Here is a 21,715-nt window from a genome sequence, read left to right on the forward strand (position 1 = left end):
CTCCTGGCAGAGTAACTGGGCCAATCTGATCACGCTGTTCGATTATCCCCCCGCCATCCGGAAGGTGATTTACACCACCAATGCGATCGAGTCACTGAACAGCGTGCTGCGTAAAGCGACCAAGCAAAGGAAGCTCTTCCCGACCGACGACTCGGCGCTAAAAGTGGCGTTTCTCGCGATACAGCAGGCCGCCAAGAAATGGACCATGCCGATCCAGAATTGGAAGCTTGCCCTAAATCGCTTTATTATCGAGTTCGGTGATCGCCTGAACGGTCACCTGTAATGGAGTGGGCAGTTACACAGAATTATTTACAGGCTCCTCAAACGCGATGGCCAAATTGCCTACCGCTGTTCGGCTATCTGGTTTCGGCATCATCTCGATATAGTCTCGCTTCATCGTCTTCACGAAGCTCTCCGCTATACCGTTGCTCTGTGGGCTTCTCACCGCCGTCGTTCTGGGCTCCAACCCGATTTCTCGTGCAAACGCGCGGGTCTCATGGGCTCGATACGCCGAACCATTATCTGTCAGCCATTCTACCGGTGATGTCGGCAACGCATCCCCGAAGCGACGTTCGACAGATCTCAGCATGACATCTTGCACTGTGTCACTGTCGTAACCCCCGGTACTGGCCGCCCAGTCCAACGCCTCCCTATCGCAGCAGTCCATGGCGAACGTGACACGTAGTTTTTCACCGTTATCACAGCGAAATTCAAAGCCATCCGAGCACCAACGTCGATTGCTCTCTTTGACGGCAACACGCCCCTTATGTGCCTGCTGGGCCAATGGTGCCGCCGGTTTTCTTTCCAGCAGCAGGCCATGATCGCGCATGACGCGATATACCCGTTTGGCGTTTACCACAGGCTGTCGTGTTGCCTCTGACTGACGCCGTAACAGCGCCCAGACTCGGCGATACCCATAGGAGGGAAGCTCAGCCATCGCCTCCATGATACGGCCAAGTAAGGCAGCATCATCATGCTGGCGATGATGACGACCATCTTGCCAACCCGGTTTTCGATGAACACGAACGGATAGCTGCGCACGCGATACATTAAGGGCCTGGCTCACAGCACTTAATCGTCGTCCCCCGGCAACAAGGGCGCATGCGCAATCCATTTTTTTGCTCGACCATACTCCACGGCTTCTTTGAGGATCTCGTTCTCCATGGTCTTCTTCCCGAGCAGACGCTGGAGCTCTCGGATCTGCTTGATGGCAGCAGCCAACTCGGAGGCTGGAACAACATCCTCACCGGCGGTGATCGCCGTGAGAGACCCTTCCTGGAATTGCTTACGCCATTTGAAAAGCTGGTTGGCGTTGACGTCGTGCAAGCGAGCGACATGAGAGACGGTCATTCCGGGCTCAAAGGTCTGCTGCACGATGGCGATCTTTTCTTGTGGAGTCCGGCGTCGACGGCGCTCAGCCCCTGTTAACACTTCGACCATCTTCTCGTTGCGACTAGTACTGAACATAGTTCCAAGACTACCTCTTAAGTTAAGAGGGGCGAAGTGTTTGGATCTTCAAGGGGCCAATCTACCGATTCTCAACGAGGTATGAAAAACTGGCGGTAAGTTTTGCAGCTTTTATCAAGCTGGCTTTCTGCCTTCGTTACTTGCGGGAACTATTGGCGGACAGAAAACCAGCATTTTGAGAACACAGCCTAGGGCTGGATCGTCTACTGGGGCGGGGTCAGCGCACTCTTACTGACTGTTTTGTAACCTATTGGTAGATTGTATAATCTAAAAACGGATTCGATAAAAAGTTAAGCAAAGGGACAATAAGTGAACAACAGTAACTGGGATGATTTGAAGTTTTTCTTAGTGCTTTTTGAGGCTGGCAAAGTAAGTACAGCGGCTCATAGATTGAACGTAAATTACGCGACAGTTTCGAGGCGTATAGATCGATTGGAAGATTCTCTAAAACTGAAGTTATTTAACCGTACAAGCGATGGATTTAATTCAACGATTGAAGGGAAGCTTTTATACGAACGTTCGGTTGACCTAAGAGATAAAATCAACAGTTTATCCGAGTCACTTTCGCCTGAAGCGAAGTTTAACCAGAATGCCAAAATTTCTATGGTTCCGTTTTTGGCAGAACATTTCGTCATCGAAAACTTGAAGAAGTTGCACACACGATTTCCCGAACTGAGATTTGAAATTGATACATCAAATCGAAACGTGAATATAGCGAAGCAAGAAGCTGACATCGCATTGCGTTTGGATCTTCCTGAAAAGGGTGAATCGATTTGTAAGAAATTAGGTGAGGTAGAGTTTGTATTGTGCGGCACTGACTACTGGATAGAACGATTGGTAAACGATGAGCCAGTCAATGTCATTACTTACACCGCAGAGTTCAGTCATCTGACAGAGTGTAAATTCCTGATTGAAAAGTTCGGTACTAAGGCTATAAAACTCCAAACAGATACAATATCCGCTCAGAAGAAAGCGGCAGAGCATGGCTACGGCATTGCACTTTTACCGCGACTAACACTTAGTTCAAATTCATTGAGTACGATTGAACCAGAGATTCCTATTACTCGAGAGATATGGATGCTCACTTCGAAGAAGACCTTAATGTCCACACCAAAAAAGCTTGTCATGGAAGAATTGGTGAAAATATTTAAGAATGAGCTGCAAAGCTACGCATAAAAAATGGCAGGGTATCCTGCCATTTCATTAAAGTAGAAGTTCTATTAGCTTTGAGCTGTTTGTACCTGGAAGCGACTTGTACTTACAGCTTTAGGTTTTGATGATAAACGACTGTAAATGTTGTTCAGCACCAAAACTAAGATAGTAATACCTGCGCCATAAATCTCAGTATTCGTGATTGTTTCACCTCTTAACATGCCAATAGTGAAAGCAGTAATTGGTACTATGTTGATGAACAACACGCCATTGATTGGGCCAAAAGTATTTATTCCGTGGTTCCAAGAGAAAACAGCAATCACACCAGCAAATGTAATCAAGTAGATTAACTCCCATTTAACTGCTAGAACTTGGTTAAGCGAAGGTGCGTGAGTGATTCCAGCGAAGTTTGTAATACACGCAACTAATACGATGGTGAATGCACCAAAGAAACAGGACAGCGCTGTATAGCGTAGTACTGAATATCCACTTACGTAGCTCGCGCCTAATGTATATGTTACCCAACAAAACGCACCCGCAAGAATAACCAAGCTTGGTAATAAGCTGCCACCTGATAGTACTGAAAGTTCACCTTTGGTAATGACTAGTACAACACCAAATAAAGCAAGAGCTATCGATACGATAGTGAAATTTGAAGGCCTTGCTTTTTTCAATGTCCACATCATAACAGCCGAAATTAAAGGCATAAGCGCCATAATTATCGCGCCATGTTGTGGTTTAGTGTAAGCCAGACCAGCAAAAGCTAAGATACTGAAACCCGCGAACCCAAATGAGCCAAACAACCATAGTTTGAAGAAGTCTCGACCTGGCAATAAAGATGATAGTCCCTCTTTAACTGCTAACATCGCTACAAATATCAGAGACGCGGTTCCATATCGAATTAAACTGATATGTACTGCGTCCATTGTCGTTAAAGCGTTCTTCGCAATTGGGAACATCGCCCCCCAAGAGATAGCAGTACCTAACAAACATAGGATTGCTATTACGAATTGGGCGAATGAAATGTTCGATCCCTTGGTTGTTTTTGATTCTTGGCTCTTTGATGGCTGAACAGTCTCTTTATTCAATACCATCTGCTTCAGCTCATCATTGCGTACTTTTCCTGATGGGGAATATGGAATTGAATCGACTTGGCAAACACCTTCAAGTCTCACCTTGAGCTTTCTACAGATGTACTTAATGTTTCTGACCAATTCGGCGTCATCCACAATAAACTCTTCGTTGATCGCATACCCACAAAGTACGGAGTTCTTTGAGACTGGGATCATGGCCACATCTTTGATTCCTGGAAGATGTCTTACATCGTTTTCTAGTTCGTAGACATTAAGAGCGCTTTCACCTTGTGCGCGGTTTCTCAGATAAATGTTTCCCTCAGCATCCATTTCGCCTGTCTCGGCGGTGATGAGGTATTTATCATCATTGATCACTACATATTCAGAATCTTGGTTTCCATAGCCATCCATGTTCATGTAACTCGAAATAGCAATGCGTCCTACTTGATGATTTGGTAGTACGTTACCGTTCTGATCGACCACTTTGATTTTGTTACCATCATAAGCTCGACCAACACTTGTAGGATTAGTGATCAAGTCACATGGTTCAGCTAGAGCATTAACACCAGTCTCAGTAGTCCCATAGTACTCATGGATAACTGGGCCAAGAGCGTTGATAGCTTGAAGTTTCGCTTGTGGATGAAAATGTTTACCACCAACAATGATGAATTTTAAATTGTTATCATTAGGTGCATAGCCGCCCAGAGAATAATGAGTGACCACATCATTCAAAAGTGGGGGAGTCATGGCACTTGTAGTGATCCATTCACTTTTAATTAGGTTTGCCATATTAAGCGTGTCGTGTGGCTTAGCGATAACGATTGTAGCGCCTAATTGCATGAATAAGCGTGACCAACCACTACCGGCGGCATGATACAAAGGCATTGCAAGCAAATGGACATCTTCTGAAGAAAAGCCATAACGCGCAGTGAAGAATGAAAATCTTCGAGCATCAAAAGACTTACTACGCACGACTGTTTTTGGTACGCCAGAGGTACCTGAAGTGAATGATATACTTCTGAAAGGACGATGCTGTGCTTTGATTGCTCCCGGCAACCCCTCTATATCTTTTAACAGTTCACAGAAGTTGATGCTATTTTTCAACTGACTATCTAAATCAACGATAGTCACAAATTTTGCAAGTTCCTGTAGATTGATATTGTTTTCAATACAGTATGACGACGATACAACTAAAATATTGCATCTTGTTGAAGTCAGCATCGACTCGATCTTTTCTGTACTCTGCGTATAGTCTATGCCTGTGCATGGTATCTTTAATGAAGATGCCGCTGACATTATGTAAACCAGTTCTAGACAATTCAGTGAAATGTAACACATACATAAGTCAGCGCGATTGTTGTCTATCTTCGAAGACAGATTTACCGTGATTTTGTATGCCTCTCTATAAAACTCCGACCATGTGACTTTTTTGTCACCGAAAATGACGGCGTTTTTATTTCCTCGAGCAGAAGATATTTCCTTTAGTTTATCTATTGGAAGCATTATTTAATTCCCTTCGACAATTAATAGAGATGTATCGTCAAATATTGATTGGTTAATCTTAGTTATTACGTTGTTACAAATGGTCTGCCCAGGTGTTAAAATCGGAATGCCTGGTGGATATAAAATATAGAAAGAATTAGCTATATCACCGACATTTATATTTAGTAGGTTATTTTTGTTTTTATATTTTTTATCTATTTCATGCAGAGCTTTAGTCAACAAATAAATTAATTCATTTGAAATGCCATGATGAAGATTTAGAAGGATTGAATTATGTGAATACCTGCTAATATATATCCCATATTTATTAAATAAAATTTCTCTAATTTTGGCACCGCTTAATAGTTTAGTAGTGCAAGTTATCCATAGTTTTGTAGGGTCTGGGATTAGATATTGGTTATCAAGAGTCAATTGCGAGCATCTAAACAAGCTCAACTCATTAATGAAGGATTTAAGGTGTTCACACTGTTCACTTATCCTATTTGAGTACTGTGTTGCGTATTGGTTAGCATGACCCAAAGCGAGTTCCGTACTAGCCAGAATAGGATAACTAGGAGAGGTGGAATGATTTCTAAAGTGACTGCCACCAATCTTAGTTTGACAATCCTCAGAACCAAAAACATTGATGATGCTTGCTTGTCGCAATGCAAATAAAGACTTGTGAATAGAATGCGTTACTATAAAGTTAATGTCATATTTCTGTGAGAGCGCTGAGGCGTTTTGTATTGCACTTTTCTCCTTCATCTTAGGATCAAAAGTAGACCAAGCTCCCCATGCTTCATCTATCACGATGTTCTTTATACCTTTTGCCCTTTCACAGACAACAGGTAGAAACTCTTGTAAATCAAAGCACACACCATCATAGGTCTGACTGTTGATTATAAGGGTTGTATAGGGTGTTCCGTTCTCTTCAGCCTTGATTAACGCATCAATAATGCCTTTTGCATCAGCTGAGTATATGTAGGCATCGTCATTGCAAATCAAATCCTGTACATAGTTCACATCGCTATCCTGAGACTTCAAGGAAAAGTAAATCGACTGATGAACACCTCTTTGGCATAAGACCTTATCTGACGACTTACAAATAGCTTCTATGACGATCTTGTTTGATATTGTGCTGCCGCACGTCACAAACAATGACAAGTCAGAACCATACATATCTTTCAATATATTCGCTGATTCATCTATAGCTTTAGTTGGATCAGTTAAACTATCGAAAAAAGGTGAGGTAAGTGATAGTTCAAGTTCTTTTACCTTAGATAACCTAGCGATAAAATCCTCACTCAATACGACATTGTTTGTTTTTCCAAGATTTTGTATTGGTAACGCATGGAAACTCCCTTTAAGCTTTTCATTAGCATTATTTAAAGAGCTATATATTGGTAATGATGTGTTATTCACATTTCCTCCTAGGTTTACGAAAAAATAAATTAAAGCTTTTGATTTTCATATGAAAAATTTTGCACGTAGTACGTGCAATTAATATCAGCGACATGTCTGTCATTATAAATATTAGTCCACAATAATTTTCGCACATGGCATTTGCACAAATATAAATCGAATAAAAAAAGCATATGGGTATAATTAGTTTTGGTTTTATAGGAGAAACAAACATGACTCAATTAAATACACTTAGAAATATTGCTGGCCTACAAGAGCATAAGGTTGATTGGAATAATGCTTCGGTTCTTTTTATTGATTACCAAAATGAATACGTGGATGGTGTTTTGTCGCTAGGCAAAGCTGGTAAAACAGCATTAGAGAACGCAGAGAAGCTGCTAGAGACCGCTCGAAGCAAGAATGCCCCAGTTTTCCATATACTTCACAAAGCGAGTTCGGCATCACCGGTATTTAACTGCGATTCACCTTTGTCAGACGCCGTAGATGTTGTTAAACCTAATGACAACGAAACGGTAGTTCACAAGACACTACCTAACTCATTTTTCAACACTGACCTGGAAGAGATGCTGCAGTTAACTGGACGTAAGCAGCTCATTATCCTCGGCTTCATGAGCCATATGTGTGTTACTGCGACAACTATCAAAGCTGTAGAGCTGGGTTATGACGTTATTGTTTGTGAAGACGCCTGTGCAACACGACCATTACCCGACCTACGCGGTAATCCGATTGATGAAAAACTTATTCACTTGGTGTCTATGGCTGCACTAAGCGACCGATACGCTTCAATTCAACCTTTGAATAATTTTGCATAAATAGGTAGCTAAAAAGTCCTATGAGGGCTCGAACGGGGCTCTATATGTACAGATCTAGTTATCACCTGACACCGGCCTCAAACCGGTGTCTTGTTTACGCTACTTTAGTGCGCACTTCCTTCGGTATCAATTTCAGACCCTTCTTGAACATGCTGTAGGGGGTCTGACCCTCCATCATCCTGCCCTGATGTGGCCGCTCGGTGTTGTAGTGCTCCAGGTAGCTATCCAGGTCTGTCTGCATCTGCTCTACCGACTCATACCAGGTCGTTCTCCCCTTGATACGGAAGTGTTCATCCAGCAAGGTTCGATGTAGCCGCTCGATAAAGCCGTTGCTCTGCGGCCTGCGCACCTTGGTTGTCCGGTGCTCAATCCCCTCCAGTTGCAGGAACAGCTCGTAGGGATGATGGTCTGGGCGCCCACAGAACTCGCGCCCGTTGTCCGACAGGATGGTATAGACCCGTGCCTCGTGGGCTTCAAAAAACGGTAGCACCGTTTCATTGAGCACATGGACCGAGGTCACCGGCAGCTTGCTGGTGTAGAGCCGTCCCCAGGCGTGGCGGCTGTAGCAGTCCAGCACGGTCTGCAGATACACCTTGCCAACCCCCTTGAGCGCGCCGACGAAGAAGGTGTCGACCGCCACCAGTTCCCCGGTGTAGTGGACTTCTATCTGGCGTTCGCGAAACTCGGGGCTGAAGCGTTCGAGCAGGCGAATTTGCTCATCATTGAGCTCTATGGTCTGCTCCCGGTGCGTTTTCTCGAGGCGCAACAAACGGTCGTGTTTGGAGAGCAAGTCGTGACGTTGCCACACGCCACGCTCCACGCACCCCACCGGCACTGACGTTGATACCTTGCAGAGCCAGTTCTTGTGCGACCCGCAGCGGGCCATGGGTTGGTCTGGTGAGGGAGTAATCGAGGATGGCCTGTTCAATCTCGTGCGCAACCCGGTTGGGATGAGCCCCTTTACAGCCGGGCAATTTGTCGAGCAAGCCCTCGGCGCCATAGGTCTGGTAATGACGGCGAATTTCGTAGAACTGCTGACGGCTGTAGCCGATGAGCTTGCAGGCTTTGCTGACGTTATTGAGCTCTTTGGCGAGCTCTAGCTGTGTAAACCCACCAAGTTGTTCACAGATTGAAGACGACTGATGGGGGGCTGGTAGCCCAGACTTGCATGAGGACGATGCCAGTTGTACTCATGCAGCCACGGTTGTAAGTGTTCTGCCCGTTGCACTGATGAGTCATAGCTCCGTGCATAAGCCCATTCACGTAGCGCTGTCTGAATGAAGCGCTCTGCTTTGCCATTCGTTTGGGGTGTGTAAGGTTTGGTGCGCAGGTGCTTGAGTCCCAAGCGACGACACAGCTTCTGGAAGCGTGTCGACCGATAACAGGCGCCATTGTCAGTGAGTAGCCGACTGAAACGAATACCGAGCCCGGCGTAGTAGCGAAGTGCCTGTAACAGCGCCAGGCAGGCACTGCGTCCCGTTTCATCAGGATACAGGGCACTGAATGCCACACGGGAGTGGTCATCAACCGCCACATGCGCATACTCCCATCCCGCCCCCGGAGAGTCTTGGCGGCGGTCACCCGTCACCCGATGGCCGGGACGATGGAAATGCCCCAACTTTTTGATGTCCAAATGCAGCAAGTCACCCGGTTTCTCATGTTCATAGCGTTGTACTGGAGGGGCAGGTTCCAGATTAGCCAGTCGATTCAGTCCCATTCGTTGCAGGATACGCGCGACTGCACTGTGCCCAGAGATTGGCTGATGTGCCGATAGGTCTGTCGCTGTTTGCGCAGTTCGATAATCCGCTGTTGGCGCAGGTCATCAATGGCATGGGGGCAGGATGCAGGTTGAGAAGAGCGATTGTACAAGCCATCAGGCCCCTCCTGGCGATATCGAGTGAGCCACTTGTAAGCGGTGCGGGTACTAACGCCGGCAGCGTGAGCGGCCTCTTCAACGCGCAGGCCCTGCTCAAGGATACGTTGGACAAGAAGCTGTCGACCAAAGACGGTTAATCGGGCATTTTTATGGTTGTTCACTGGGGCACCTCGGATGATTGGTTTGGTTGGCGCCTCCAATTCTCCGGGAATGCCCCGAGTGAACAACCTACAGAGAGATCACAGCTAGCCGTTGTAAAACAGGATGTAGTTCACGCCAGCCTGCTGGGCGGCAGTGAGTAAGGGCTGCAGTGCTGGCGGGATGGCATCGAGCTCCATGGCCAGGTTCAAGGTGTACTCATAGGCGGAGTCATCCTTCACGCCGACATGTTCATGGGAGGCCATACGCTTGACCCATTGCCATTCCGGCACTAGGTCTGCGTCATCATAATCGCCAACGATGGCGCTCATGGCGACATCCAGCATCTGCATCACCGAATGGCCTGTCAGTGGATTCGTTGTTACAGGTATGGGGCTGGTCATTGCATCGTTCCTTGTTGTCTGGGCCATGTTGTGCGTTACATCTGATTGATAACCGGCTTGCAATTGAGTCGGTCCAGCAGATGCAGCGAACCGTACTGGGCTACCAGTCGGTCTATGGCCATCTGAGCGCAGGCCGTTCTGCTGGGCTTATTCTCAGGAATTGCGTAACGAGCGCTCAGCCAGCCACCGAGCAGTGCAATGCGATAGCCACTGGGGATATGGGTGAGTGACGTTCCCATCCCCCTTCCGTGAATGAGGAAAAGCACGGCCTGCCCACCGATGTCGATATCCATGCGTTGGCCTTTGAGTTCGAAGGTGGTGAGCTCACCGGTTTGCGGATGTTTGCCGGGCACCTTGATGGTGATGTTCTTAGCCATTTCACACCTCCGGCTTGGCTTCAATATGTCGGGTCACAACGCCTGCTTCCGGGTCGATGCTTATAAATGCCGGGGCCTGCGGGTGGTACTGGTAGAGCCGCGCCAGTTCGGCCCGAAAGGCTTCGACGTTCGGCGCAATCACATGGCAGGTATCCCCTTCGGCGTAGGTAAAGGTCTCCAATTTCTCTGTGTGAATCCAGATGCCGAAATACCATGCATCTTCCTCGGTGTCGTACTGCTGCCAGCCCTGGGCCAGCAGTGTTCGGTCGTAGTAGTAACGGTCTGCCTGATGGCTACCTCGGTCAATGCGACAGCCAGTCACGGTGAGCTCAAGCGGGATGCGACCCGCCTTGTGGGCCTTCTTGACCCGGCGCAGCAGCTTGAGGGCCTTGGCTCTGCTACGGCCATTACCGAGCGGATGGGGTTGCCTGGCCCGCAATGCGAGGTGGGTCATTATCTTCGGCGCGGTGTTGTGGTTGAGCTGACCGATGGCAGTGGTTATCTGCCGAGCGGACAGGGTCTTGAAATCACGCAGGTCGTGCATGGGTGGGCTTCCTTCAAATACATACAGCCCCTCGGTGTGAGGGGCTGTATGGGGTGGTGGTGTGCTGTATAGGGAATGATTGTCTATAGCGATTGCTTGAGGCGGTTGATATCTCGCTGATAGCGGCGCCGGTGGCTGCGCCAAATCACCCGCTCGGCAGCAGCCTCCAGCAGCGCGGTGGTCACGGTGCGAGGCAGGACCAGATTTGCCCCGTCCCAGTTATCCAGGTCCAGCACGCCGGAATGCACCAGGTTAGCCAGCTGTACATCGAGCCTGTGGGTCAGCTCCAGTGCGATGAACTCCTCGATATGAGCTCGGAGACTGGCGATAGCACTCTCAGGCGCCATTGGTGGTGCAGTGGGCACTGTCATGTATGGCTGCTCCAGTCCGGCTTGTCATTGCTGCCATGGTTGACGTAAGCCCCAACAATCACCCGTTGCCACTCGCCGACCGGCTGACCCGCTGCATTACAGGCACAGCGAAAGCGGGCGAAGTTAATCTCACGTGGCAGGTGCTCACGCATATCGCGGGGGCTGACAAAGAGCGCGGTCTTGTGCAGCACCGGGTTGGGCGCTACCAGCGGGCCGCCAATACTCCGCCCCTCCACATCGTGGGCATAGGCAAAGCTCGGCAACATCAACTGCTGACTGATGAGCTTGGCGAGTGCTGGATGGGCACACATGGCCTCCGCTACGGCGGCCTGGCTAAAGCTGTCGTTGAACTCAATCATTGATGTTTCTCCATTTCCGCAGGTGAATGGCAAGCCGCTGCCAGCAGCGCAAACTGCTCGACCAGGTAACTGATGCTGATGCCCAGTTCATCACTGACCCCATCCCCCAGACGGTGATGCAGGTGTGCCATGTCATCAGAGATGCGTTGGGCTATCTGGGCTGTACCGTCTGGTGGTGAACTCGTCATGGTCAGGGTGATGGAAAGATTCATCACATCTCCCCCCAAGGGGCTTGGTCCCACAGTGACAATCGGGTCAGCACGTCTTGTGCGAGGGCCTGTTGCAATTGCTGTATTACCTGCACAAGCCGAGGTGCCTGCTCAGGGCTCCCGCTCCATTCGCTCGATTGGTACAGGACGCAGCAGATGAATTTGTACAGCGCCACCAGTTCGGCATCGGTGAGTGGTGCCTGGTGGTAACGGTGGGCAGGTTTAATCTGTCCCAGCTTGGTCGAGCAGTGCTGGCGTGGTTCCTTCTGCTCTTGCTGGCGTCCTAACTGATAGCGATGCCAGACTGCCCGCCGGTTGGCGATCATCATCAGCCGCACCAGCCGGTCTACCCGCCACGTCCAGGTACTGGTGACATCCATTGGTGAGTTCCACCAGAGGGTGCGCAGCAACTCAAGGGTGTAGTGCGGTGGCATGGGGGCATTGCAAAAACGGTGTAACTGCACGGCAAAGGCCAGGTAATCCTGGCGGTCAATCATGAAGGCAGACATAGGGATGGTTCCTTGAAATGAAAAAGGCCACCTGCAGTGAGGCGGCCCTGTGGGTTGTGTCGGCATATCCAGGTCATGGTGTTGGACCAGATGATCCGGGTTTGGGGATGTTGGCGTTATTCATACGCCTGCTCAGTGTCGGGGGGAGCGGCATCGAACAGGATGGCGTAGAGTGCGGAATCAATGCCATTGACGGCATCGTGGTACGGGTAATAGGGCGGTGCGTCTCGGGATCGTTCGAAGTAGTCACCAAAGCAGCTGAGACATTCGCGTATCTCTACGGTGGAGCCTTGCAGCAAGGTCTCTTCAAACTGCTTGGCATATACCCTGTCATCACGAGCCTTGGTGACTGCTTGCTCCAACAACGCCAGCGCCCCTTGGTTGCTGGCGGCTGCCAGGCTATAGCGCAGCTTCTTGAGAGTTTCCTCGAGGGAATAGGGATTGGGTAATCGCATGGTGCTTGTCCCTTCTTGGCCTGATTAGTGCCGCAACTGATGCAACAGCGCATCAATGGCTTCGACACAGTCGGCCTGGGTGAGTTGGTAACCGTTGGGCAGGTGAGCGACGATAGCGGGCGCTGCCTGCATCTGGACGTTGTCTGCAAGCCAGCAACGCAACTCGATGAGGATATCGAGGGCGGTGAGGTGTGATTTGCCAGGGAGAATGTTCATAGCAGGCCTCGCTCGGCCAGCGAGACTACACCCTCAGCGCCAACTACCAGATGGTCGAGCAGCCGAACATCGACCAGTGCCAAGGCCTCCTTGAGGGCCTGGGTAAAGACCCGGTCTGAGTGGCTAGGTTCGGGGTCGCCGCTGGGGTGATTGTGCACCGCGATGATGGCCCCACAGTTGAGTAACAAGGCCCGCTTGACCACTTCCCGTGGGTAGATGCTGGCGCTATCGAGGGTGCCGCGAAACAGCTCCTCAAAAGCCAACACGCGATGCTGTGAGTCGAGAAACAGTGCCCCAAACACTTCATGCTCCCGGTCTTGTAGCAGGGTTTGCAGTCGCTCGGCGGCCTCTGTGGTACTGGTGATGGCGGAGCCTTTAGCCAGGCGCTTGCGGGCAATATGATTGGCGATACGTAGCAGGTCTTGCTCGGTCACCGGTTCGGTAACGACATAGGTGCCGGGGCATTCCCCGGCTTTGAGTTTGTGGTAACGCATGGTGGTCTCCTGAAAAAGAAAGACCCCGGCAGCGCGAGGCATACCGGGGCTAAATGCAGAGAGGTTGTTGGTTCACTTTGAGGGGTGTTCAGTTGGCCGTAGTGGGGCCTGCCGTGGCGGTAGGTTCCCCCTTCACCAGTATCAGCAGTCCGGGGACCAGCACAGTGAGTGGGATAGCGAGTGCCACACTCAGCCGTTCTGCCAGTTCATAGGCAGGGCCGATGGTGTCGTAGTCAGCAACCCAGGTAGCCAGGGCCAACCCACTGGCCTCTACCGCCCGCAGGTAGACACTGTAGCCCTGTACGGTCAGGCCACTGTCACGCACCACCTGCGTCTCGCCATCCCGATTGATGGCCTCCAGCTCAACGGCTATCGGTTGTTTGGGCATCGTGTGCCTCCTTTTGAGGTAAGGGGTCACTCTCCACGCAATAGCCGTGATGAATGCAGCTACGCTGCAGGTCGCTCAAAAAGCTCCCCAGCACGCGGGGCTGCTCGGTGAGAGAAATCGGCCCTGCTTGGCAGCGCCAGAAACAGCGACGCGTGGGGTCCACACAGATTTCATCGACGGGCTGGCTCATGGTGCGCCAATCCTCGGCATTGGTGAGGGAGAGCAGTTGCCACTGCACGCCAGACCAACGTAAGTGCAGCGTGACGGTGCGTGCATGTGTGCTACAAGGCGTCAGGTGCAGCAACCAGCGCTCGCCCTGGCGAGTCGGCAGCAGCTTGGCTTTAGCCGCGACCAGTCCCAGCCACTGGCGTGAATAGTGAGAGAGCGGTAGTCCGTTAGTCATCACACACCTCCTAATCCCCGCTGACCGTGACGGTGAAATACCCCAACTGGGCGTAGCTAATGAAATTGCTCTGCCACATTGCGAACAGTTCCCGTGCTTCCACGCCGGGCAGTGGTCCCCAGCCCTGCAGATAGTGCTCGTCGCAGGAGAGGTTAAAGTCGAGCTCCTTGCAGAGCTCGGCATCCTGACCCAGTCCCTGGTAACTGAAGTCGGTGATGTAATCGAAGACCCAGCCGTGCAATCCCCGAATAAGCCGCAGCTCTACCGGATGGACGCCACCCGTTTCGGCACTGTAGCCGGGGCTGCGAAAGTTGACGGTCAGGGTCGAGAGGTCGGTGAGGTCGAGCTGTTGTTCTCGCACGACGCGGCGGAGCAAGTCAGGCAGCTCGGGTGAAATCGGCAGGGCCATCCCTGCCAGGTGAAATGGCATGGTCATCATGGTGTGTCCTTTTTGTATCGAATGTGAGAACCGTTAATCCCTGAACCAGCGCCAGGCGCGGTAGAGGCCGTAGGTAGCGGCGAGGGAAAGCGTGATGGGAACAGCAGTGGTGCTCAGCAGCGAACCCGCTGTTGCCGCGAGCACTGTGCGCGTAGACGTACTTAGCATGGTGCTGGTGGCCAGCCCTGCGAGTGCTGAGGTGGTGGGCTGACTCGCCACAGTGCGCAGAGCCTGATGGGCCACCCACCCGGTCGCAATCCGCTGGTTAATCTGCTTGCTGTAGTGAAAGCCCTCGATACACCAGAGCACGAAGTGCTCGCAGTTGTTAAAGAGGGTGCTGTAGTGCGCCTCCCCGAGGCGAGAATAGGCACGGTCCATGCTCTCCTCCCGGTTGTAGGCGCGTGTCCCATGATGCTGAATGTGATAATCGTGCTCTTGGCAAAACTCAGGCAAAGAGGTGATGGTTATCTGGCCGGACAGTTCACCGGTACTGAAACCCAGGTAGTGGATGACCTGGTGGTCTCCCAGGTAGAGGCCGTGGTGTTGGTAGCCGGTACGGGGGGAAACGAGGTGGTCCCCCGGTTGTGGTAATGGCATGGACAGTTCCTTAAACGAGATGCGGCATAAACACACAGGGCACCCGAAGGTGCCCTGATGGTGGTGAGTGTGTGGTGGCTGGTGGTCAGGACTGCTTGCGCAGTGTCAGGCTGCTGGCATCCCATGCCCAGCGCTCGCTGGGATTGCCAGGGAGATTGAGGGTAAAGCCGTTGGTGTCTGGGCTCAGCTTGCCCTGGTCGCTACAGGTCCCAAACACCTCAGACGTCATGGTGGGTGAATCTTGTCTGGTTACAACCAACTGGTAGAGCACAGGGCAGCCCACACCTCCACTGAACAGTTCAATCAGCGCGACCTGACCACCGGGTATTGCAAACTGGTGGGCCACATCAACACCGGCATAACTGTCGTGATGAGTCAGTAGCTCACCATTGAGCAGCACATCGAAGTTCACCTCATCATTCTTTCGCACCGTAAATCCGGCTGATGCTTTCGCCAGCTTGGGCTGAAAATAGACACTGCCATCGGTGAAGGTCACCATTGCCCCCTCAAGCGACACCTGTGTCCCCACCAGGTCAATTAAGGCGGCGTAAGCCTCATCATCGGTCCATACATCAACATTCCCTTGTCCAGGCACCTCGACCCAGTACTTCATGCTGGCGTAACTCAGCTTCCCGCTCAGGGTGGCAGGCACCTTTGTCTCAATCTCCAGTGCGCCATCGGCAGCGAAGGTCGCCATCGAACAGCTGAGCAGCAGCCCCAGCGTGGCTGCTCGTAGTGTCCGGGTGAACAGTGTCGTCATGTGCCTCTCCATCAGTCTTTACTAATAAGCCAGTACAGCAGTCCGGCCAGAATGGGGTCGATAATTAACCCGAGAATAAACCAGCCCCAAAAAGAGCGACCGTTACCGGCGGCAACAAAGCCCAGCAGTAACGCCAGCCCTACCCACAGCAGAATTAATGGCATGGATGCTTCTCCTATTGGAATGTGTAAGCCGCTTCACCCTGGTCGGTGAACACGGTGGCTTCGAGCAAGTTGCAGCTGCCCGGAATAAGGGAGAACTGGGTACGCTGGCTGTATTTGAGTGATACCGGGAACGTGCGGTCTATCCCGTAGGGGCCTACCGCCACACACTTCCCACGGTTGATGAGGATCTTTTTGATGGTGACGGCATCATTGAGGGATGTTACCTGTAACTGGGGACGGCCCAGTGAGTTGTAGAACAGGTCGAGTTTGAATTCTGGCGGTGACGCCTTGGTGCCGTCAGAGGCACTGGTATAGATAACCGCTGAGGCAGCAAGCACTGCAGCAGCGATAAGGTAGCGTTTCATGTGTGGTCTCCTGTAACATGAAAAGGACAAAAGGGTGCCTGACCGATGAGGCAGGCCTCTCGGATAAGCGGGGTCATACAGGTAATGTCAGCGAGTGGGCTGGCAGTTAGCCAAGCGCTACTGAAGAAAGTGGGTTGGAATTTATGCCGTGTAGAAGACTCTCCTTTCTAATATCAATCTATATATTCAAACAAACTCAACCTTCCATGCCGAGTCTCAACTAAATTCGCCCTTAATGTCAACGAGTCCATGGTCAAGCATACGTGCTGACTGGAGGACTTATGACAGACGTCAACTTTGAAGAACTGGCCAAGAGCGTAGGTAAAGCGATTGGACGGCAACGCCAGCAAGCGGGGCTGACCCAGGAGCAAGTCGCAGAGCACCTGGATATCGGGATGGAAGCGGTCTCCCGGATGGAGCGGGGAAAAGTGGTGCCGACCGTGGTGCGGTTGGCAGAGCTCGCCCAGCTGTTTGAGTGTGAGCTGGCAGACTTCCTGCGTGAAACCAGCAACCGCCCTACCGAACAAGGCATTGTGCTCAGCCAGCAATTGGCCAAGCTCAAGGCAGCCGACAGGGAGCTGGTGTTGGAGGTGGTTGATAAGCTGGTGGCGCGACTGGCGCCTTAATGGCTCACAGTGAGCATCTGTGACTGACAGACACCCGATGCCAAGGCCGATGGCTTGGGAGGCCGCAATGGCGCTCCCAAGCAGCTTAACTGCGATATCTGTTTACTCCCTAGATAATATCTGTCTGAGATCTTTTTCAATCGAACTCGATCAGTACCGGCAACTCTGAACGGCGGATGCGTGGACGGCCCCGACGATTACTTGCTTCAGGTATTTCCATGCGGCCAAAGGTACGACGCCCGGAAGGGAGCGTGGCCAGCATCAACTCATCATGCTTGGTCAGGTACTCGAGCGCCTTGAACAACTTCTCCTGCTTCTGTACGTCATCGTATTGCACGATACCTATCCCGTCATTGCCCTGTGCTTGGTAGTGCTCACGAAGGTGGGCACAGTTGAAATAGGTGCCAAGATCATTGGTGTACTCTTCCCAGTGCTCTCCCAGTAATCGGCCTAGTGAGCGATCCTGCTGATGAAGTGCGCCGTTGAAGATGAACACGGTGTGCATGTGAAAGCGCCGGTCTCGGCCATATTCCATCTTCCAGATATACCCAACCAATCCAGGGAATTGTCGCTTGATGATGGCCAGATAGCATCTGCGATCTTCCATCGCCGTCTCGGGCGTTAGCCGACAATAAACCTTTTCCTTGTAGCCAAGGTCCAAGCGGATGAACAGTAACTTGGCATGCTTGAGAAATAGCGTCGGAATATATTTCTCAAGGCTTTGACTGTTACGAGGTGCTGCTCTTAATCTGTTGTCCAGCCGCTTCTGGTGATCCTTGCTATACAGTGCGTGGTGAAATGCTATCAACGCCTGATTAATGTCGTGTGCAATTATATTTGCCGTATCTTCATCTAATTCCTGTTGCTTGATTTGTGCTAACCCATGCACATGTGCCATGTGGCTTAAAAACAATTCCACCGTAGGGTGTGACGATGAGATCTCAGTATGGCAATGGAAATAGTCATCAACATCCTCCAGTACGTCGAGCAATCCTTTTGTTTCACTGGTAAAACACAGTTTGTTTGGTGCGGTAGTTATCAAAGATACCATTGGTGCGGTTTCAACATTTAAACTTTTCACAAGCGCAATGATGGAAATTAGTCTCGCTTTATTAAACATAGAACCTCTTTTTTAGGCAAGGTTACCCCTACGCGATGTGATAGACACACGCGTATATCAGGGGAAGGCTGTAACGGTGAGGGTTAATATCACCACCTAATGGTGGATGATGAGATGGCTATTGGATGGTTGTATAAACTAATGGGATAAGGATGTAGTAATGAATAGGATGTAATGATACTGGTGTAGTGTTCAATAGAGTGTAATGACCAATAATAAATATACCTTAATGCTCGGTTACCCGAAGTAGGTGTTGAAACTTGGATTTCCATATATAAGCAGAAAATACATTATCACTCCCCACCAAGGTATTAATATGCTCTTTTTGATGGTTGCAAGTTATGGAGGTAATGAAGGTGTAAATTAGTCTTCTCTTTGGTTTATCAAGTTTTTGACCCAAGTATCAATTTCATGCTCTAGCCAACCGACAGCAGATAACCCCAGTTTGATGGGTTTGGGGAAGGTGCTGTCATAGCGTGGCGACTTTGGGTTCATGCGGTCGTATATGGTCGAACGGGCCATGCCGATTTTGCTCATGAGGTCTTTAATGCGTAGGACTTTGATGGTGTTGTTCATGGATGTACTCCTGAGGGTTGGGTTTTGCTCAGTAGATAATCCACGCAGTAATTTTTTAGCTTTACGGTACCAAGAGGTTATTGGATGCACGTGTAGTTAGGGCGAGAAAACACTGACTCATGGGCCATTAAACAATAGAAATTGCCTTGTATAGAAGAGGCGGCGAAGCCTCCGCTTACCACCCCCTTCAGCTCAAGTAACAAGCGCTTTCCCTTGCCTATAAAACACCCTAAGAATCCCACGAAAAAAGGAAGTGAATGTTGAGTGAAAATCATTTGCATTTGATGTTTTTATATTGACATTCATTTTCGTTGGCAGTAGTTGTTATGAAAATTTTTTATGTCAGGTAAATAGACATGAGTAGCTATAAGTGGAGTGATAGAGAGGCCTTCTATCTTTATAATGCGTTATTACACAATGATTTTGTTTATCCATTTAAAGAAAACAAAGTTACAAGGAGTATCTCTTTCTGTGAGATGAAATTAAAATTAGATGCTCTCGTATACGACATCGTCAGTGATGCTGATGGACGAAAGGGATTATTTAGTCAGTTCATGTATTCTCAATGTATGGAGTTTGATAATGCCGGGCTAAACATTCCTTCCTGTGTCAAAGGTTTCATGTCCCAAATATATAAAAAGGTGGCTGCAAGTAGCAAAGAGCTATCCTTGTTGCTTAAAGATAAACGAGCACGGCGATACACCTTTGCATCCATGCGTGTTGCAATTCAGTCGTATGAGCAATCACTTCGCAATCAGATATTTGGAGGGGCTTTTTTCAATGATGTGAGGAATGGTTCATTCCGAGATGATCTTGACATTCGCCTATCCAAGGCAGACTTAATAACGTATATTGAACGCTGTGCGGATATCGATGTATTCCCCAAGGCTACATTTTCAGCTCATCTAGCGCGTTGGAAAATCGTAGAACGTGATTATAAAATGATTGATTGGGTCAGTCGCAATGATGACAAGGTGGTATGGGCTTGGGGATATTTGGAAAGAAAATATCTAGAAGGGAATAAACCTGAATGGATAAGTCTTGGAGGCAAGTCATCAGCTGACTTGAAAGGTATTCACAGTGATGCGTTGGTTTTGTTTTATGACTTGTTACAGAGTGATTTAATAAAAGAGTCACTGATGACAAACCTGTCTCGTGCCTGTGCAAAGAAAAGGTATTTAGAGAAACAGGAGGATCGAAAACCATCATCTTACCTACTCAGCACTAAAGCTAAAAAAAGATTATCTGCATTGGCGGATATTGATAACAAAAAGCTCAACAGCGTAATTGAAGACTTGATTAATGCTGAATACGACAGGAGAATGCGAAGGTAGGTTGTCGATGAAAATCTGACTTAAAGCCTACATATCATTTATTTAACGCGTGAACTGGAGCATCTAATGAGTGATTTTTTGAAAGTGCTGCTGAACATCCGTAGCCTGCGGGCAGCACTCCGTGAGTTATCCCTGGACCAGCTCAAAGAAGCTCACGAGAAAATCGAACTGATTTATCTGGAACGTCTGGAGCAGGCCGAAAAAGAACAGGCAGCCCAAGCTGAACATTTGAATAAGCTGGCCGAGTTCCAAGCGATGTTGGCTGATGCCGGGATTGATCCGGCTGAGTTGGTCGGTAGTACTCCAGCAGCGACTACGGCCAAAGCTAAACGAGCCCCTCGTCCCCCGAAATACCGCTATGTTGATAATGGGCAAGAGCATACTTGGACCGGTCAGGGTCGCACGCCCAAGTTCTTGGCTGAGCAGCTCGAGCAAGGCCGCCAATTGGACGAGTTCCTCATCTGAACGTATAGGCCGCATCAATACTCGATGTGGCCTTATCTATCATTAGCTGGTGATAGATTGCGCCATCTGATTGATTGTTGGTAATATTTAGTACATTTTATCGCTTATAAGCTGAATGCTTGACCACTACCCCGTTTCATTTTCTCAATACTGCCGACGCACTGACGCTCATCACCCAGTTCGATACGGCCACTGACGAGCACACCATAGTCGCGCTGTTGCTTACTCTCAGCCAGCAGATGGGCTTTGACTACTTTCGGCTGGGGTTCATCTCGCCAAGCTCTATCCAGCGTCCCGAGGTGCGCATCTTCAATGGCTGTCCTGCCCAGTGGGTGCAGGCCTATGATGCGCAGCGCTTCTTTGCGGTAGACCCAGTGGTGCGCAAGGGGATGACGCAGAGCACGCCCATCCTGTGGGCTAATCTCATCACCGAGTGCTGCGAGCAACAGGATACAGCTGGTGTGGAGGTGATGCTGCAGGCTCATGAAGCGGGATTGCGCGATGGCATCACTTTCCCCTGGCATGGGGCCAGCGGCCATGTGGGGTTGCTGTCATTCATTACCCGAACCCCCCGTACTGAACACCAATGGCTGACGGCCACCCCCTTTTTGAGCTGGCTATCGGTACACATCTTTGAGGCGGTCGTGCGGGTCTGCTTGTCCGATATACCCCCTCGGGATGCGCTGAGTCTGCGGGAACTGGAAGTGTGCCAGTGGGCAGCGGAGGGCAAGCAAGTCAGTGACATCGCCCAGATACTGGGCATCACCCCTAGAACGGTGACCTTTCACCTGGAGCGTATTGCCGAGAAGCTGGGAGCCAGCAATAAAAGCCAGGCGATATCCTGGGCGCTCAAGCAGGGGCTGGTACGGCTCAATATCGATGCTGCGTTAGTGGGGAACGTTGATGAGGGTGGTCAATAGTTCTGACTGGCGCAATTTATTGCCAACCTATTAGGCTAAATCACTGTCTTGGCAATATTTGCTGAGATATGTGCGCAGTTTGAGCAAAAACTTGCTCAGGGTTGTGCGGTTGAGGCTATGGGTTGGAGGTAAGTGATTGATAGATAATGAGAAGAGGAGTTGGCATGGTCACTGCTAGGGGTTTGGTCGAGTGCTAGC

Annotated in this window: 28 protein-coding genes and 4 pseudogenes; 8 read left to right on the top strand and 24 right to left on the bottom strand. The window is 50.0% G+C overall.

The window, feature by feature from the left end:
* On the top strand, positions 1-283 hold a 283-nt coding region (locus tag BN1129_RS04450), incomplete at its 5' end, for a transposase (protein WP_042034753.1).
* Positions 284-319: 36 nt separating this feature from the next.
* Here the strand turns inward: BN1129_RS04450 and BN1129_RS22185 are convergent.
* A pseudogene (locus BN1129_RS22185) lies at positions 320-1,440 on the bottom strand (IS3 family transposase); the annotation flags it as partial.
* Between the two features lie 92 nt (positions 1,441-1,532).
* Between BN1129_RS22185 and BN1129_RS23075 the strand changes: the two are divergent.
* Together BN1129_RS23075 and BN1129_RS04470 are read left to right on the top strand one after the other, a co-directional pair.
* Positions 1,533-1,646, top strand: a pseudogene (locus tag BN1129_RS23075) (IS5-like element ISAs34 family transposase); the annotation flags it as partial.
* Between the two features lie 130 nt (positions 1,647-1,776).
* Entirely contained in the window at positions 1,777-2,643 is an 867-nt protein-coding gene (locus BN1129_RS04470; protein WP_042034755.1) for a LysR family transcriptional regulator, read from the top strand.
* Between the two features lie 44 nt (positions 2,644-2,687).
* Here the strand turns inward: BN1129_RS04470 and BN1129_RS04475 are convergent, their stop codons facing one another.
* Complete coding sequence (locus tag BN1129_RS04475) at positions 2,688-5,195, bottom strand: AMP-binding protein (protein WP_042034756.1); 2,508 nt, start codon at positions 5,193-5,195, stop codon at positions 2,688-2,690.
* A gap of 3 nt (positions 5,196-5,198) precedes the next feature.
* The gene (locus tag BN1129_RS22190; protein ID WP_084204570.1) at positions 5,199-6,596 is read right to left on the bottom strand and encodes an aminotransferase class I/II-fold pyridoxal phosphate-dependent enzyme; all 1,398 of its coding nucleotides are present in this window, start codon (positions 6,594-6,596) and stop codon (positions 5,199-5,201) included.
* A gap of 212 nt (positions 6,597-6,808) precedes the next feature.
* On the opposite strand from BN1129_RS22190, the gene BN1129_RS04480 reads away from it, so the two are divergent.
* Positions 6,809-7,408, top strand: a complete 600-nt coding sequence (locus tag BN1129_RS04480) for an isochorismatase family protein (RefSeq protein WP_042034757.1) — start codon at positions 6,809-6,811, stop codon at positions 7,406-7,408.
* A gap of 94 nt (positions 7,409-7,502) precedes the next feature.
* Here BN1129_RS04480 and BN1129_RS04485 read toward each other — a convergent pair.
* From BN1129_RS04485 to BN1129_RS04580, 19 genes and pseudogenes are all read right to left on the bottom strand, one after another.
* Positions 7,503-8,538: pseudogene (locus BN1129_RS04485) on the bottom strand (IS481 family transposase).
* Positions 8,505-9,445: pseudogene (locus BN1129_RS22195) on the bottom strand (IS481 family transposase). The pseudogenes BN1129_RS04485 and BN1129_RS22195 overlap by 34 nt, the downstream one beginning before the upstream one ends.
* 84 nt (positions 9,446-9,529) lie before the next feature.
* Positions 9,530-9,826 carry a hypothetical protein gene (locus BN1129_RS04500; RefSeq protein ID WP_042034760.1) on the bottom strand — a complete coding sequence of 99 codons (297 nt, stop codon included), beginning with the start codon at positions 9,824-9,826 and terminating at the stop codon, positions 9,530-9,532.
* A 35-nt stretch (positions 9,827-9,861) separates the two neighbouring features.
* Positions 9,862-10,203, bottom strand: a complete 342-nt coding sequence (locus BN1129_RS04505) for a hypothetical protein (RefSeq protein ID WP_042034761.1) — start codon at positions 10,201-10,203, stop codon at positions 9,862-9,864.
* 1 nt (position 10,204) lies between these two features.
* Entirely contained in the window at positions 10,205-10,747 is a 543-nt protein-coding gene (locus tag BN1129_RS04510) for a hypothetical protein (protein WP_042034762.1), read from the bottom strand.
* An 83-nt stretch (positions 10,748-10,830) separates the two neighbouring features.
* Complete coding sequence (locus tag BN1129_RS04515) at positions 10,831-11,118, bottom strand: hypothetical protein (RefSeq protein ID WP_244463015.1); 288 nt, start codon at positions 11,116-11,118, stop codon at positions 10,831-10,833.
* Positions 11,115-11,477, bottom strand: a complete 363-nt coding sequence (locus BN1129_RS04520) for a hypothetical protein (RefSeq protein ID WP_042034764.1) — start codon at positions 11,475-11,477, stop codon at positions 11,115-11,117. Before BN1129_RS04520 ends, BN1129_RS04515 begins: the two co-directional genes overlap by 4 nt.
* Complete coding sequence (locus BN1129_RS04525; protein ID WP_042034765.1) at positions 11,474-11,689, bottom strand: hypothetical protein; 216 nt, start codon at positions 11,687-11,689, stop codon at positions 11,474-11,476. The genes BN1129_RS04520 and BN1129_RS04525 overlap by 4 nt, the downstream gene beginning before the upstream one ends.
* A complete protein-coding gene (locus tag BN1129_RS04530) occupies positions 11,689-12,195 on the bottom strand; it encodes a hypothetical protein (protein ID WP_042034766.1) in 507 nt (168 codons plus the stop codon). Before BN1129_RS04530 ends, BN1129_RS04525 begins: the two co-directional genes overlap by 1 nt.
* A gap of 116 nt (positions 12,196-12,311) precedes the next feature.
* Positions 12,312-12,650: a hypothetical protein gene (locus tag BN1129_RS04535; protein WP_244463016.1), complete on the bottom strand. Its 339-nt coding sequence runs from the start codon at positions 12,648-12,650 to the stop codon at positions 12,312-12,314.
* A gap of 24 nt (positions 12,651-12,674) precedes the next feature.
* Complete coding sequence (locus BN1129_RS04540; RefSeq protein ID WP_042034767.1) at positions 12,675-12,866, bottom strand: hypothetical protein; 192 nt, start codon at positions 12,864-12,866, stop codon at positions 12,675-12,677.
* Entirely contained in the window at positions 12,863-13,360 is a 498-nt protein-coding gene (radC, locus tag BN1129_RS04545) for a RadC family protein (protein WP_042034768.1), read from the bottom strand. The genes BN1129_RS04540 and radC overlap by 4 nt, the downstream gene beginning before the upstream one ends.
* 88 nt (positions 13,361-13,448) lie before the next feature.
* On the bottom strand, positions 13,449-13,748 hold the full coding sequence (locus BN1129_RS04550) for a hypothetical protein (RefSeq protein ID WP_042034769.1): 300 nt from the start codon (positions 13,746-13,748) through the stop codon (positions 13,449-13,451).
* A complete protein-coding gene (locus BN1129_RS04555) occupies positions 13,723-14,151 on the bottom strand; it encodes a hypothetical protein (RefSeq protein ID WP_042034770.1) in 429 nt (142 codons plus the stop codon). Before BN1129_RS04555 ends, BN1129_RS04550 begins: the two co-directional genes overlap by 26 nt.
* 10 nt (positions 14,152-14,161) lie before the next feature.
* The gene (locus tag BN1129_RS04560; RefSeq protein ID WP_042034784.1) at positions 14,162-14,587 is read right to left on the bottom strand and encodes a DUF2787 family protein; all 426 of its coding nucleotides are present in this window, start codon (positions 14,585-14,587) and stop codon (positions 14,162-14,164) included.
* Positions 14,588-14,623: 36 nt separating this feature from the next.
* The gene (locus BN1129_RS04565; protein ID WP_042034771.1) at positions 14,624-15,187 is read right to left on the bottom strand and encodes a lecithin retinol acyltransferase family protein; all 564 of its coding nucleotides are present in this window, start codon (positions 15,185-15,187) and stop codon (positions 14,624-14,626) included.
* Positions 15,188-15,272: 85 nt separating this feature from the next.
* Entirely contained in the window at positions 15,273-15,947 is a 675-nt protein-coding gene (locus BN1129_RS04570) for a hypothetical protein (RefSeq protein ID WP_042034773.1), read from the bottom strand.
* Positions 15,948-15,958: 11 nt separating this feature from the next.
* On the bottom strand, positions 15,959-16,111 hold the full coding sequence (locus tag BN1129_RS23080) for a hypothetical protein (RefSeq protein WP_042034774.1): 153 nt from the start codon (positions 16,109-16,111) through the stop codon (positions 15,959-15,961).
* 11 nt (positions 16,112-16,122) lie between these two features.
* A complete protein-coding gene (locus tag BN1129_RS04580) occupies positions 16,123-16,476 on the bottom strand; it encodes a hypothetical protein (protein WP_052449312.1) in 354 nt (117 codons plus the stop codon).
* Between the two features lie 281 nt (positions 16,477-16,757).
* On the opposite strand from BN1129_RS04580, the gene BN1129_RS04585 reads away from it, so the two are divergent.
* Complete coding sequence (locus BN1129_RS04585; protein WP_041216040.1) at positions 16,758-17,102, top strand: helix-turn-helix domain-containing protein; 345 nt, start codon at positions 16,758-16,760, stop codon at positions 17,100-17,102.
* 136 nt (positions 17,103-17,238) lie between these two features.
* Here the strand turns inward: BN1129_RS04585 and BN1129_RS04590 are convergent, their stop codons facing one another.
* Together BN1129_RS04590 and BN1129_RS04595 are read right to left on the bottom strand one after the other, a co-directional pair.
* Positions 17,239-18,222, bottom strand: coding sequence for a YagK/YfjJ domain-containing protein (locus tag BN1129_RS04590; protein WP_042034777.1), 984 nt, complete (start codon positions 18,220-18,222; stop codon positions 17,239-17,241).
* Positions 18,223-18,585: 363 nt separating this feature from the next.
* Positions 18,586-18,798 (bottom strand): helix-turn-helix transcriptional regulator, encoded by a 213-nt coding sequence (locus BN1129_RS04595; protein WP_042034778.1) that lies wholly within the window; start codon positions 18,796-18,798, stop codon positions 18,586-18,588.
* Between the two features lie 356 nt (positions 18,799-19,154).
* On the opposite strand from BN1129_RS04595, the gene BN1129_RS04600 reads away from it, so the two are divergent.
* From BN1129_RS04600 to BN1129_RS04610, 3 genes are all read left to right on the top strand, one after another.
* On the top strand, positions 19,155-20,132 hold the full coding sequence (locus BN1129_RS04600) for a hypothetical protein (RefSeq protein WP_157013260.1): 978 nt from the start codon (positions 19,155-19,157) through the stop codon (positions 20,130-20,132).
* A 66-nt stretch (positions 20,133-20,198) separates the two neighbouring features.
* Complete coding sequence (locus tag BN1129_RS04605) at positions 20,199-20,597, top strand: H-NS family histone-like protein (protein ID WP_042034780.1); 399 nt, start codon at positions 20,199-20,201, stop codon at positions 20,595-20,597.
* A 119-nt stretch (positions 20,598-20,716) separates the two neighbouring features.
* Entirely contained in the window at positions 20,717-21,517 is an 801-nt protein-coding gene (locus BN1129_RS04610; protein ID WP_042034781.1) for a LuxR family transcriptional regulator, read from the top strand.
* Positions 21,518-21,715 lie beyond the last annotated feature (198 nt).

The organism is Aeromonas popoffii, assembly GCF_000820025.1.
GTDB lineage: Bacteria > Pseudomonadota > Gammaproteobacteria > Enterobacterales > Aeromonadaceae > Aeromonas > Aeromonas popoffii.

Excerpts from the sequence above, each read along its gene's own strand:
- BN1129_RS04475 (WP_042034756.1), bottom strand. The coding sequence starts at position 5,195 with ATGCTTCCAATAGATAAACTAAAGGAAATATCTTCTGCTCGAGGAAAT.
- BN1129_RS04480 (WP_042034757.1), top strand. The coding sequence starts at position 6,809 with ATGACTCAATTAAATACACTTAGAAATATTGCTGGCCTACAAGAGCAT.
- BN1129_RS04500 (WP_042034760.1), bottom strand. The coding sequence starts at position 9,826 with ATGACCAGCCCCATACCTGTAACAACGAATCCACTGACAGGCCATTCG.
- BN1129_RS04505 (WP_042034761.1), bottom strand. The coding sequence starts at position 10,203 with ATGGCTAAGAACATCACCATCAAGGTGCCCGGCAAACATCCGCAAACC.
- BN1129_RS04510 (WP_042034762.1), bottom strand. The coding sequence starts at position 10,747 with ATGCACGACCTGCGTGATTTCAAGACCCTGTCCGCTCGGCAGATAACC.
- BN1129_RS04515 (WP_244463015.1), bottom strand. The coding sequence starts at position 11,118 with ATGACAGTGCCCACTGCACCACCAATGGCGCCTGAGAGTGCTATCGCC.
- BN1129_RS04520 (WP_042034764.1), bottom strand. The coding sequence starts at position 11,477 with ATGATTGAGTTCAACGACAGCTTTAGCCAGGCCGCCGTAGCGGAGGCC.
- BN1129_RS04525 (WP_042034765.1), bottom strand. The coding sequence starts at position 11,689 with ATGAATCTTTCCATCACCCTGACCATGACGAGTTCACCACCAGACGGT.
- BN1129_RS04530 (WP_042034766.1), bottom strand. The coding sequence starts at position 12,195 with ATGTCTGCCTTCATGATTGACCGCCAGGATTACCTGGCCTTTGCCGTG.
- BN1129_RS04535 (WP_244463016.1), bottom strand. The coding sequence starts at position 12,650 with ATGCGATTACCCAATCCCTATTCCCTCGAGGAAACTCTCAAGAAGCTG.
- BN1129_RS04540 (WP_042034767.1), bottom strand. The coding sequence starts at position 12,866 with ATGAACATTCTCCCTGGCAAATCACACCTCACCGCCCTCGATATCCTC.
- radC (WP_042034768.1), bottom strand. The coding sequence starts at position 13,360 with ATGCGTTACCACAAACTCAAAGCCGGGGAATGCCCCGGCACCTATGTC.
- BN1129_RS04550 (WP_042034769.1), bottom strand. The coding sequence starts at position 13,748 with ATGCCCAAACAACCGATAGCCGTTGAGCTGGAGGCCATCAATCGGGAT.
- BN1129_RS04555 (WP_042034770.1), bottom strand. The coding sequence starts at position 14,151 with ATGACTAACGGACTACCGCTCTCTCACTATTCACGCCAGTGGCTGGGA.
- BN1129_RS04560 (WP_042034784.1), bottom strand. The coding sequence starts at position 14,587 with ATGACCATGCCATTTCACCTGGCAGGGATGGCCCTGCCGATTTCACCC.
- BN1129_RS04565 (WP_042034771.1), bottom strand. The coding sequence starts at position 15,187 with ATGCCATTACCACAACCGGGGGACCACCTCGTTTCCCCCCGTACCGGC.
- BN1129_RS04570 (WP_042034773.1), bottom strand. The coding sequence starts at position 15,947 with ATGACGACACTGTTCACCCGGACACTACGAGCAGCCACGCTGGGGCTG.
- BN1129_RS23080 (WP_042034774.1), bottom strand. The coding sequence starts at position 16,111 with ATGCCATTAATTCTGCTGTGGGTAGGGCTGGCGTTACTGCTGGGCTTT.
- BN1129_RS04580 (WP_052449312.1), bottom strand. The coding sequence starts at position 16,476 with ATGAAACGCTACCTTATCGCTGCTGCAGTGCTTGCTGCCTCAGCGGTT.
- BN1129_RS04585 (WP_041216040.1), top strand. The coding sequence starts at position 16,758 with ATGACAGACGTCAACTTTGAAGAACTGGCCAAGAGCGTAGGTAAAGCG.
- BN1129_RS04590 (WP_042034777.1), bottom strand. The coding sequence starts at position 18,222 with ATGTTTAATAAAGCGAGACTAATTTCCATCATTGCGCTTGTGAAAAGT.
- BN1129_RS04595 (WP_042034778.1), bottom strand. The coding sequence starts at position 18,798 with ATGAACAACACCATCAAAGTCCTACGCATTAAAGACCTCATGAGCAAA.
- BN1129_RS04600 (WP_157013260.1), top strand. The coding sequence starts at position 19,155 with ATGAGTAGCTATAAGTGGAGTGATAGAGAGGCCTTCTATCTTTATAAT.
- BN1129_RS04605 (WP_042034780.1), top strand. The coding sequence starts at position 20,199 with ATGAGTGATTTTTTGAAAGTGCTGCTGAACATCCGTAGCCTGCGGGCA.